The following is a 10,942-nucleotide window of genomic DNA, read 5'->3' as shown; positions in this document are numbered from 1 at the left end:
GCGTGGACGAGTTCGCACAGGCGCTCCGGACAGCGATCACGAATCGCGGTCTCGGTCTGGAGCGCCTGCGCGAACACCTTTCGCAGCACGGCGTGTCGGTCTCCCTGGCGACGCTGAGCTACTGGCAGACGGGCCGCAGCCGTCCTGAGCGCAAGAAGTCGCTGCAGGCGGTCGTCCACTTGGAACACATCCTCCAGGTGCCGCCGGGCCACCTCTTCGAGCTGCTCGGCCCGCCTCGTTCACGCGGCCGCTGGCTGCGCAGGGCACCAGAGCCGATGTCCGCGTTCTGGCCGGAGCCCTCCCAGGTCGAGCACGCGCTGCACGACCTCGACACCCAGTGGGACGACCAGCTCATCCGGGTCAGCCAGCAGGACTTCGTGACGATCGGCGAGGACCGCACCGAGCGTTCGTTCCGGTCGCGGCAGGTCCTGTCGGCGTCGATGAACGGGCCCGACCGCTGGATCGTGATCATGCACAGCGACGAGTACGACCGGCCGTTGCCCGTGGTGCGCGCCCTGAAGAACTGCGAGATCGGGCGACTGGTGCGGGACGAGCCGCAGGGGTTCCTGGTCGCGGAGCTGCTGTTCGACCGCGCGCTGCGCAAGGGCGAGAGCATCGTGATCGAGCACGAGCTCGTCAACGAGGAGCTGTGCCCACTCGCTTTCAGCTACGAGCGCAGGTTCCGGCTGCCCACGCGGGAGTACGTGCTGGAGGTGACCTTCGAGGGATCGCCGCCGGCTTCTGTCGTCCAGCTCGCCGACAACTCGTCCGTGGAACCGGGCCGGACGCTTTTGGACGTTGCCTTGAACGTGCAGCCCGGGGTTCGCGGATTTCGCTGGGATTGGTGAACGGCCAGAACGGATGTCCCCCCGCGCCAGGGGAACATCCGTCCTAGTCGTCCTCAGTGGACTTCGGATCAGCCGATCTTCTCGATCCGCGCGTTGCGGATCAGGAACTTGCCGGGCTCACGCACCTGTTCGAAGGCCGCGTTGTTCAGCAGCGCACAGCTGCCGGACACCGACGCCACCTTGACGGTGGTGGACTTGTTGTTGTCCAGGTTGGTGACCTTCAGCGTGGTGCCGACGGGGAACTCACCACTCGACGCGGCGGGCTCACCGCCCTCACCGGACAGCGTCACGGTCGAGCCCTTGCAGACCTGCTGGCCGGCCGCGTCGCCACCGGCGTTGCCCTGGTTCGCATCGGGCTGCTGCGGTGCCGGCTGGGCCGTGGGCTTGGCCGTGGCCTGACCCTGGTCGCCGGCGTTGTTGCCCTGGTCGGCGTTGGCTGCGCCGCCCTCACCCTCGCAGCCGGCCGCCTTGCGCCGCTGCTCGATGAGGTCGACCACGGCCTGCCGGTTCGCGATGCGGGCCTCGGACTGCGCGTCCGGGCTGGCCTTCTGCCCCGCGATGAAGTTCAGGTTGTTCTGCAACGCCTTGTCCAGTCCGCCGCAGTCCTCGCCGGACGTGGCCGCCTGCCCCTTCTCGGGCTGCGCCTGGACCTTGTTGCCACACCCAGCGGCCGCACGGCGCTGGTTGATGAGGTTGACGACCGCCTGCCGGTTGGCGATGCGAGCGTCCGACTGCGCGTCGGGGTTCGCCTGCTGACCGGCGATGAAGTTCAGGTTGTTCTGCAGGGCGGTGTCCAGTCCGCCGCAGTCCTCAGCCGCTTTCGAGTCGGTGCCGCTGAAGGCGAAGATGCCACCGGCGACAGCAGCGACCGCGAGCATGGCGCCCGCGCCGATCATGGCGGGCTTGCGGTGTCGAGCGCCCATTCGATTCTCCTCGGGGGTCGATCGGTGTTGTACCGATGACTACGGGGAGGTCACGGACGGGGTTCAAATCGGACTAGACCACGTGCGTTTTAAATATGTTTAAGCTTAGGGGATTTCGGCGTTGTTGCTGATCAAGTGGCATTTCGCTCAGGCCTTGGCTCGACAGTTCCGTTGCGACGCGAATGGACCAGGCCGGTCGGAGCGGCGGCCGGTTCGAGGGTCGATCCACGCCGTGCTGTTCGACGGTGTTCGACGCCGTCGGCCCTCGCCGTTCGACTGCGCCTACATGCGATCCAGGAGACGGGCCCGCGCCACCTCGAGGTGCGCGGTCATGGCGTCGCGAGCCGCGACCTCGTCCTGCGCGATGAGCGCGTCCACGATCGCGCGGTGCTCGGTGATGGTCTGAACCCCGAAAGGCTGCTGGAAGTTCAGCCGGAACAGGTGCAGGTGGCAATGCGTCTTGGCGAACGACTGCAGGACCGCGTCATTGCCCGCTATCCGCAGAATCAGCTCGTGCAGACGCTGATCGTGGGCGGTGAGGTTCTTGTAGTCGTCATAGGCGTCGTCGGCGGGGGCCGCCGGGCAGGTGGCCAGTTCCTCTTCGATCAGGACGACGTTCTCCGGGGTCATGCGGCCCGCCGCCAGAGCCGCGGAGGGGGGTTCCAGCAGCAGGCGCAGGGCGTAGAGGTCGTCGACCTGTTTTCGGTTCAGCAGGTCCGTCACTCGGTAGCCGCGCAACGGCAGCCTGCTGACCAGTTCCTCTGACTCAAGACGTGCCAGGGCTTCTCTGACGGGCGTTGGGGACACGTCGAGCTGGCGCGCGATCTCGTCGATGTTCACGCGGGCGCCCGGCGCGATGCCGTCGCTCATGATCAGCGCGCGAATCTGCTCGTAGACGTCATCCGCGAGCACGCGTCTGGCCGGTATCCGCAACACCACTCCTGAGACTCCCGTCAGTTCTTGGCCAGTATCTCCCGTGAAACGCGTTCCATCTCGGCGAACACGTCATCGGAGCGCTGGCCTGCGAAGTAAGCCTCGAAAAGCGGCTGTTCAGCGGACTGCACCGCCGAGCCGTTGGCGTAGGCGGTGGACGGGTAGAGGACGCCGTCCTTGACGTACTGGTTGAAGACCGAGAGATCCACACCCTGCGACTTCATCGAGGTCACGGTGCTGTCCATCGCCGCGGGGATCGACGGGAAGAACGTGCCGGTGGCGCCTGCCTTGGTCTGGCACTCCTCGCTGCCCATGTAGCTGACCCACTTCCAGGTAAGCTCGGGATTCTTGGTGCCGGCCCAGATGTTGTTGCCGTTGGAGTTCGACAACACCGAACGCTGCCGTCAGGCCCGAGAACCGTCGGCGCGATGCCGACCTTCACACCGGGGATCTTGCCGAACGACGCGGCCGACCAGGAGCCGCCGACGGTCATGGCGACCTTGCCGGAGCCGATGAGGTCGACGTCGGAGATGGTCGACTGGTTGCCGGTCGTGAAGGTGCCGATCTTCGGCGAGAAGCCGCGGTCGGTCAGGGAGGTGACCCACTTCATCGTCTTGGTGAAGCGGGGGGTCGGTGTAGTTGAACTTGGTGGGCCACTGGTCCTTGTCGCCCAGGCGCCAGCCCAGGGTCGAGACGAACGGGGCCCACGTGGTCTCGCCGATGAAGCTGCGGCCCGCCATGGCGCCGATGCCGTAGGTGGCGATCTGGTTCTTGTCAAAGCCCGGCTCGTCACCGCGCCTGCCGTTCTTGTCGACGGTCAGCCTGGCCACGATCTTGTCGAACGTGCCACCGTCCTCGGGGTTCCAGGTCATCTTGGCGACGTCGGCCTCGGACACCCCGGCCTTCGTCAGCGCGTCGACGCTGTAGTAGATGCCGGCGGCGGCCCAGTCCAGCGGGAGCGCGTACTGCTTGCCGTCGGTGAACTTCCACGTGTCGACGCCGACGGAGTACTTCTTCATGTCCAAAGAGGACTTCGCGATGAGGTCGTCCATCGGCATCAGCTGGTGCTGGGAGGCGTAGGACTGGAGAAACTGCACGCTGTTCTGGAACGCGTCCGGCGCGGTGCCCGCCACGAAACCGGCGGTGAGCTTGGTGAAGTAGTCGTCGACGTTGTAGCGGGTGATCTTCACGTCGACGCCGGCGTTGGCGGCCTCGAACGCCTTCTCGCACTCGCCGTAGGCGACTGCCTGTTTGTCGTCCCAGGTCCACCAGTTCACGGTGTTGCCGGAGCCCGTGTCGGAACTCCCGCAGCCCGCGACGACCAGCGCTGTCACGGCTGCCAAAGCGGCGATTTTCATGGCATCTCCAGTCGGGAACGGAAGGCGTCGAGTGCGATGTCGAGGTCGTCGGAGCCACCCGCCTCGTGGGCGCTGTGCTCCCAGACCGCGATCTGGCGTGGGCCCGCGTAGGCGTGGTAGGCGCCGAACACGGTGGACGGCGGCACGATGTCGTCCATCAGGCCGATCGAGAACCAGGCAGGGGCGACGGCTCGCGTGGCGAACCCCACACCGTCGAAATAGGACAGTGTCGGGAAGATGCCGGAACGCCGGTTCTCGGCGATGTAGGTCGTCAGTTCGGTGTAGGGCGGGCGGGCGCAGACGTTCAACGCCCGGCGGAAGTCGCACAGGAACGGCGCCTGCGAGTGCACAGCGGCCAGGTCCGGCACCAGACCTGCCACGGCCAGAGCGATACCGCCGCCCTGGCTGTTGCCGATGACAGCGACGTCAGGGGAACCCAGCGCTCGCACCGCATCCACCGCGCGAACGGCGTCGGTGAACACGCGACGGTAGAAGTAGGTGTCGCGATCGGCGATCCCGCGCGTCATGAACCCGGCGCCGCCGCGCTGGTCCCGCACCTCGACCTGCAGGTGCGCGAACCCGGCGCTGGCCCAGGTCAGGTTCTCGACCGCGCTCCCCCTGTTGCCGCCATAACCGTGGTACTGCACCACCGCGGGCAATCCCGTTTTACCGCGGGGAGTCCGCAGCCAGGCATGGATCCGGTCACCGCCGAAGCCGGAGAACGTCACGTCGTAGACGTCGAGCGTCCGCAACGGCGTGTCGACCGGCACGGCCTCGACCTTGAGATCGAGCGAACGAGCCTCGGCCAGGGTCGAGTCCCAGAAAGAGTCGAAGTCGTCAGGCCGGACGTACGTGCTGCGGTAGTCCCACAGCGCGTCCAGGTCCAGGTCGGTCAGCACGAAACCCTCCCGCGCACTTCCACGACATCGCTCACCACGACCTCGGTGACCTCACCGCCGATGCTCACCGGCACGAACTCCGAGGCGTCACCGGACAACCGCCGCAGTAGCACGGAGACCTCGCCCTCCTGCCACGAGACGTCGACGGCCAGCCCGCCACGGCAACGCAGGCCACGAGCCGAGCCGCGCGTCCAGCCGCGCGGCAACGCGGGCAGGATGTCGATCACGCCGGTGTGGCTCTGCACCACGACTTCCGCGAGCGCGGCGGTGAAGCCGTAGTTGCCGTCGATCTGGAACGGCGGGTGCGTGCTGAACAAGTTCGGCAGCAGGCCGCCCCACTCCGAGCCGTCGAACGGCGCGTCCCGGTGCCTGTCGCCGGTGAACGCCTGCGAAGCCTCGGACAACAACGACCGCACGGTCTCGCCGTCACCCAGCCGGGCCCGCAGCGCCATCTTCCAGGCCCACGACCAGCCCATCGCACCGTTGCCGCGCCGGTCCATCGCAGCGACCGCCGCGTCACCGAGGTGAGTGCCTGCGACGATCTGGCCGAGCGGGTAGACGGACACCAGGTGGGACATGTGCCGGTGCGCCGGGTCTTCCTCCGGCAGGTCGGCGGCCCACTCCCCCACCCGTCCGCTGAACACCGGAACCGGCCGCAGGCGGGGCAGCGCGGCCGAGATCTCCGCGACCACCGGATCAGCCCTGCCCGATGCCAGTGCCAGCGCCAGAGTTCGTTCGAACACGGCCCGGATCAGCATCACGTCCATGGTCGCGGACAAGGTCAGCGCCTGCGGCTTGCCTGCGGCGTCGAGGAACCAGTTCTCCGGCGAGGTCGACGGGCACGTGTCGAGGTAGCCGTCCGGTCCCTCGATCAGCCAGTCGAGGCAGAACTCGGCACAGCCGCGCAGCAACGGCCACGCTCGCTCCAAAGTGGACCACGTTCGGGCGAAGTCGTAGTGGTCCCAGGCGTGCTGGACGAGCCACGCGCCGCCCATCTGCCAGATCGCCCACGACGGCGCGCGCGACCCATGCCGACCGGCAGCGACCAGCCCCACGCGTCGGTGTTGTGGTGCGCCACCCAGCCGCGCGCCCCGTACAGCTCCCGCGCCACGTCGGAGCCGGTCACCGCGAGCTTCTCCAGCAGCTCCAGCAACGGTTCGTGGCACTCGGCGAGCGCGGTGACCTCGGCCGCCCAGTAGTTCATCTGGGTGTTGATGTTGATCGTGTAGTTGGACGACCAGGCGGGCCGCAGTTCGCCGTTCCAGATGCCCTGCAGGTTCGCGGGCGGCGCGCCGGGCCGTGACGACGAGACCAGCAGATAGCGGCCGAACGCGAACAGCACCGAGGCGATGAGCTGCTCATCCTTGCCGGACAACAACTCCGGCACGTCGACGAGGTCCGGGAGGTCGCCGAACCGCACGTCGCACGCGTCCATCAAGGTCGCGTGGTCGCTCTTGCGCCGGCTCTGCCACAGCATCTCGGTCGTCGTGGAGCTGGTGAGTGTGAGCAGCCAGCGGTCGCCGTTCTCGACCTCGACCGACACCGTGCCGCGCTCACCCGAGCCGTAGACCGGTGCCTCGACCTGGGGTTCGTGCTTCGGCGCCGAGTCGACGGGGATGTCGATCACGAGGTTGAGGCCGTCCCGCGAGACCTCGCGCAACGGAGTCGTCAGCTCCACCTCGACCGGCACCGCGCCGGTGATCTCCACGCACAGCGCGGTTTCCGACGCCCACACCCGCCGGACGACCTCCGAGCCGTCGATGGTCAGCCGCTCGGTGACGACACCGGTGCTCAGATCGAGAGTGCGGCCGTGCGACTCGCCTTCGGGCAGGGTGATCCACAGGTCCACGTACGGCAGGAACGTCTGGCTGTACGGGCCTTCGAAGGACATCAGCAGCGAGGTCGCGCGCTGCAGGTCACCCGAGAAGATCGCTTCACGGACCTGCGCGAGCCGCCCCGGACCCGCACCTGCGGCAACCACGTCGGCCAACGCTGTGGACGGCCCGTCAGCGGTACCTGACCAGACGGTCGCGTCGTTGACCTGCACGCGGGACCGGCCGGCCCCGCCGAACACCATCGCGCCAAGGCGTCCGTTGCCCACGGGCAACGCCTCGGTCCACTCCGCCGCCGCGGACGGCCAGTGCAGTCTCACTTGATCCCCGTGAAGCCGATGGAGTTGACCAGCCGCCGCCCGAAGACCACGAACAGCAGCAACATCGGCAGCGCCGCGACCAGCGTCGCCGCCATCAGCCCCGCCCAGTCCAGCGACGCCTGCGGTGAGGACTGCTTGAACACCGCGAGCGCGAGGGTGAGCGGGCGGACCGACTCGTCGTTGGTGACGAGCAACGGCCAGAAGTAGTCGTTCCATGTGGTGATGAACGTCAGCAGCGTCAGGGTCGCCATCGGCGCGACGCTCATCGGCAGCACGATCCGGAAGCACACGCGCAGCGGCCCGGCGCCGTCGATGATCGCGGCCTCCTCCACCTCGTTGGAGAGGCCCAACATGAACTGCCGCAGGAAGAAGATGTTGAACGCGGAGAAGAACGCGCCAGGAAGGATCATGCCGCCGAACGTGTTCAGCAGCCCCAGGTCCTTCATCAGCACGAAGTTCGGCAGCAGCGTGAACACCGACGGCACCATCAGCGCCGTCAGCAGGACCCCGAAGACGACGTCACGGCCCCTCCACTGCAGCCGGGCGAACGCGTACGCGGCCAAAGCAGAGAACACGACGGTGAAGAGCGTCAGAACTCCCGCGTACACAATGGAGTTCCACAGGGCGAGTGCCAGATCGATCTTGGCGCCCGATCCGCCCTCCGCGGCGGCCTCGGCCGGTGTGGCCAGGCCCAGAGCACGCTTGAACGGGCCCCACGTGAAGTCCACCGGCAGCAACGAGGACGGGTCGGTGGACATCGCGAAGTTGTTGGACAGCGCGGTACGCAGGATCCAGTAGAACGGGAAGATCGTGATCAGCAGGACGACCACCAGGTAGCCCCAGGCCACGCCCCTGCCGAGTTTCATCGAGAGGTTCACCGGCGCCCCTTCAGTTGGTGTCGGACTCGCCGGCACGGGCCATCCGCATCTGCGTGAAGGTCACCGTGACGAGCAGCAGGAACAGGGCGAGCGACATGGTGGCGGCGTAACCGAAGTCGAACTGGCCGAACGCCTTGTCGTAGATGTACATCTGCAGCACCAGCGAGGCGTCCGCGGGACCGCCCTTCGTGCTGACCTGGACGATGTCGAAGACCTGGGTCGCGCTGATCACGTTGAGGATCACGACCATCACCAGGATCGGCCGCAGCAACGGCAACGTCAGCGAGCGGAACATCTGCCACTCCGACGCGCCGTCGATCCGTCCGGCCTCGTAGATCGACGCGGAGATCGTCTGCAGGCCCGCGAAGATGAGAACCGCGTTGTAGCCCATGGACTTCCACACGTTCAACGCGGCCAGCGTCGGCACCGCCCACCCGCCGGAGCCGAAGAACATGACCGGTTCGCCGGTGACCCACGTGATCAGCTGGTTCACGATGCCGAGCTGCGGGTCGAGCATCCACGTCCACACCAGCGCCGTGACGACACCGGAGATGAGGAACGGCAGGATCATCAGCCCGCGCACCGTCGTGTTGACTCCCAGGCGGTGCAACACGACCGCGGTGATCAGCGAGACGCCGACACCCAGAACCACTGACAGCACGACGAAATACGCCGTGACACCGAGCGAATGCCAGAACCTGCCGTCGTTCACCAGCTGCTGGACGTTCGCGAGTCCCGTCCACACCGGCGGGGTGAGGATGTGGAACTCGGTGAAGCTCAGGTAGACGCCGCGCAGCATCGGGTAGGCGAAGAACACGCCGAACCCGAGGACGGCGGGCGCGACCAGCAGCCACGCGACCCACGTGTCGTTGCGGCGCGAGGCGGGGCCTTTGCGCCGGCGACGTGCGGGCGGAGGCGCCGTGGTGGCAGGTCCACGCACGACCTGGGCGCTGGAGTCTTGCACGGTTGTCACCACGACGCCTCCTGGTCTCAGCGGGTCAGATGCGGATGCTGTCGACGTCGAACACGGACTCGTCGGGGTTGCCGAAGCGAATCGTGTTGTTGCCCGCCAGCAGGTAGATCGGAACGGTGACCTTCTGCGGCGCGTTCCAGTTGTCGTCGTTCGAGCCGGCGACGGGCAGCTTGAAGCTGGTGCCGTTCACCGTGACGACGCCGGTCCGGCTGGAGCTGGCGTCGATGTAGGACAACTCGACGAGGTAGGTGCCCTCGCGAGGTACGTTCACCGTCGGCATCGTGAGAACGCCGCTACCGCCGATGAACCCGACCTTGGAGCCGTTCGAGCACGCGCAGCCGTAGACGGTCGCGCCGCCAGCGGGACTGCCCTTCTCCGCTTCGTACGTCACCGTTTCCTTCGGCGTGACGAAGGAAACCGGCTTCGAGCGGTTGCCGTTCTGCACAACGGTGAACTCGTAGGAGCTCGCCGGGGTGAGGCCGGTGACGGTCGCGCTGGTGCTGGTGGTGGTCGCGACCTTCTTGTTGCCCGCGTAGACGTCGTAACGGACACCGGACTTGCCCTGCCACTTCAGCGAGACGCTGGTCGGCGTGGCCGCGGTGCCCTGCACGACGGCGGGTGCGACGGCCGATCGTGGGGTGATCTTGAGCAGTTTCGTGCCGTGCACCGGAAGTTCCGCGCTGAACGAGCCGTTCGCCTGGCCGATGTCCTTGCGCTCCCACACGTCGCGGACCCTGGCGTTGCCGGAGATGCCGAGCCGCGCGAAGTCCGCGGTGACGCTCGCGGGCCTGGAGCCGAGGTTGAACAGCGCCACGGTGTAGCTGCCGTCGGCGTTGCGGGCGTACCAGACCTGCTGGTCGGAGAACTGGTCGACAGGACGGGCGGGGATGCCGGCCTGGTTGATGGCGATGACCTCGTCGTTGGTCAGCAGCTTGTAGCCGAAGTCGTCGATCTTCGTCAGGTCGTCGCCCATGTACAGCGGCGAGTTCGAGATCGCCCACAACGTCATGTAGCTGCGGCGCTCGGCCTCGGTGATGCCGTCCATCTGGCCGTTGCCGACGTTGATGCTATCGAGGTTGTTCCAGCGGCCGGGACCGGCGTCGTCGATCCACTGCACGACGTCGTTCCAGCGGATCTTCACCGAGTTGTTCCAGGTGACGAGCGTGTCGCAGTAACACTCGACGTCGGTGTCGACGCGCCAGCCGTTGGTGTTCGCCTTCCACACGTCGGCCTGGCGATGCGACAACGCCCACGAGATGAGGAACTCGATCGGGCGGCCGGTCCGCTTGAGCGCGGTGTTCCACGCCTTGACGTCATCGGTGTTGTCGTAGTTCTCGCCGCCCTTGAAGCTGCCGGGGCCGACGCCGTCGAGCTTGAGGAAGTCGACGTCCCAGCCGGCCAGCACCTTCGCGATCGAGTCGAGGTAGGCCTGCGAGCACGGGTTGGCGAAGTTCATCTTGTAGGCCATGTCCCACCCGTTGGTCTTGCGCAGGTCCGGGTAGACGAGGTCCTTGGTGGTGCAGCCGGGCGCGTTGTGGATCGGCGTCTTGCCGTCGTTGTACGCCTTGAGGCCCAGGCCGACCGCGAGGTAGGAGCCGAGCTTGAGTCCCTTGCCGTGCACGTAGTCGGCGAGCCACTTCATGCCGTGCGGGAACTTCTTCGCATCCACGACAGGGCGCCCGTACTCGTCGAACGAGCCGAGCCAGCCCGCGTCGACGTTGACATGGTTGTAGCCGTGCTTCTTGAACTTCGCCGCGAGCACGTCCGCCTGCGCCACGACGTTCTTCTCGTTCAGCCAGCTCGCCGGGCCGTCCGGGTTCACGCCGGGGTAGTTGGTCGCCTGCAGGCTCCAGCTGCTCCAGCCCATGTAGGGCTTCTCGGCGATCTTCTGAACCTGTTGTGCTTCCGGCGCTTGGGCTGACGCAGGGACCGCGATCAGCGACGCGAGCAGGCCGGCAACGACACCTAACGCTCTCAA

General features: G+C 67.0%; 11 protein-coding genes and 1 pseudogene. 1 reads left to right on the top strand and 11 read right to left on the bottom strand.

The window, feature by feature from the left end; translation table 11 throughout:
- Positions 1-2 precede the first annotated feature (2 nt).
- Positions 3-848 carry an XRE family transcriptional regulator gene (locus tag FXN61_RS09515; RefSeq protein ID WP_223165370.1) on the top strand — a complete coding sequence of 282 codons (846 nt, stop codon included), beginning with the start codon at positions 3-5 and terminating at the stop codon, positions 846-848.
- Positions 849-916: 68 nt separating this feature from the next.
- Here the strand turns inward: FXN61_RS09515 and FXN61_RS09510 are convergent, their stop codons facing one another.
- From FXN61_RS09510 to FXN61_RS09470, 11 genes and pseudogenes are all read right to left on the bottom strand, one after another.
- Positions 917-1,726 carry an SCO2207 family protein gene (locus FXN61_RS09510; RefSeq protein ID WP_512698742.1) on the bottom strand — a complete coding sequence of 270 codons (810 nt, stop codon included), beginning with the start codon at positions 1,724-1,726 and terminating at the stop codon, positions 917-919.
- A gap of 327 nt (positions 1,727-2,053) precedes the next feature.
- The gene (locus FXN61_RS09505; protein ID WP_167972332.1) at positions 2,054-2,683 is read right to left on the bottom strand and encodes a GntR family transcriptional regulator; all 630 of its coding nucleotides are present in this window, start codon (positions 2,681-2,683) and stop codon (positions 2,054-2,056) included.
- 41 nt (positions 2,684-2,724) lie between these two features.
- Entirely contained in the window at positions 2,725-3,093 is a 369-nt protein-coding gene (locus FXN61_RS50600; RefSeq protein WP_223165369.1) for a type 2 periplasmic-binding domain-containing protein, read from the bottom strand.
- A 15-nt stretch (positions 3,094-3,108) separates the two neighbouring features.
- A complete protein-coding gene (locus FXN61_RS09500) occupies positions 3,109-4,062 on the bottom strand; it encodes an ABC transporter substrate-binding protein (RefSeq protein ID WP_223165368.1) in 954 nt (317 codons plus the stop codon).
- Positions 4,059-4,961, bottom strand: coding sequence for an acetylxylan esterase (locus tag FXN61_RS09495; RefSeq protein ID WP_167972330.1), 903 nt, complete (start codon positions 4,959-4,961; stop codon positions 4,059-4,061). Before FXN61_RS09495 ends, FXN61_RS09500 begins: the two co-directional genes overlap by 4 nt.
- On the bottom strand, positions 4,955-5,206 hold the full coding sequence (locus FXN61_RS56215) for a glycoside hydrolase family 95-like protein (RefSeq protein WP_376770610.1): 252 nt from the start codon (positions 5,204-5,206) through the stop codon (positions 4,955-4,957). The genes FXN61_RS09495 and FXN61_RS56215 overlap by 7 nt, the downstream gene beginning before the upstream one ends.
- Before the next feature lie 63 nt (positions 5,207-5,269).
- Positions 5,270-5,923, bottom strand: a pseudogene (locus tag FXN61_RS09490) (glycosyl hydrolase family 95 catalytic domain-containing protein); the annotation flags it as partial.
- Positions 5,833-7,113 (bottom strand): glycosyl hydrolase family 95 catalytic domain-containing protein, encoded by a 1,281-nt coding sequence (locus FXN61_RS09485; RefSeq protein WP_167972326.1) that lies wholly within the window; start codon positions 7,111-7,113, stop codon positions 5,833-5,835. The pseudogene FXN61_RS09490 and the gene FXN61_RS09485, both read right to left, overlap by 91 nt.
- Entirely contained in the window at positions 7,110-7,991 is an 882-nt protein-coding gene (locus tag FXN61_RS09480) for a carbohydrate ABC transporter permease (protein WP_223165367.1), read from the bottom strand. Before FXN61_RS09480 ends, FXN61_RS09485 begins: the two co-directional genes overlap by 4 nt.
- A gap of 10 nt (positions 7,992-8,001) precedes the next feature.
- On the bottom strand, positions 8,002-8,964 hold the full coding sequence (locus tag FXN61_RS09475) for a carbohydrate ABC transporter permease (protein WP_223165366.1): 963 nt from the start codon (positions 8,962-8,964) through the stop codon (positions 8,002-8,004).
- 25 nt (positions 8,965-8,989) lie between these two features.
- Positions 8,990-10,942, bottom strand: a complete 1,953-nt coding sequence (locus FXN61_RS09470; RefSeq protein ID WP_223165365.1) for an alpha-galactosidase D — start codon at positions 10,940-10,942, stop codon at positions 8,990-8,992.

Source organism: Lentzea indica, assembly GCF_012184385.1.
In the GTDB taxonomy this organism is placed as follows: Bacteria; Actinomycetota; Actinomycetes; order Mycobacteriales; family Pseudonocardiaceae; genus Lentzea; species Lentzea indica.
The sequence above is the reverse complement of the archived record's forward strand: the minus strand, read 5'-3'. Positions and strand labels throughout refer to the sequence as shown.

Bases quoted from the DNA above. Each gene is read 5' to 3' on its own strand.
- FXN61_RS09510 (WP_512698742.1), bottom strand. From the start codon at position 1,726: ATGCTCGCGGTCGCTGCTGTCGCCGGTGGCATCTTCGCCTTCAGCGGC.
- FXN61_RS09500 (WP_223165368.1), bottom strand. From the start codon at position 4,062: ATGAAAATCGCCGCTTTGGCAGCCGTGACAGCGCTGGTCGTCGCGGGC.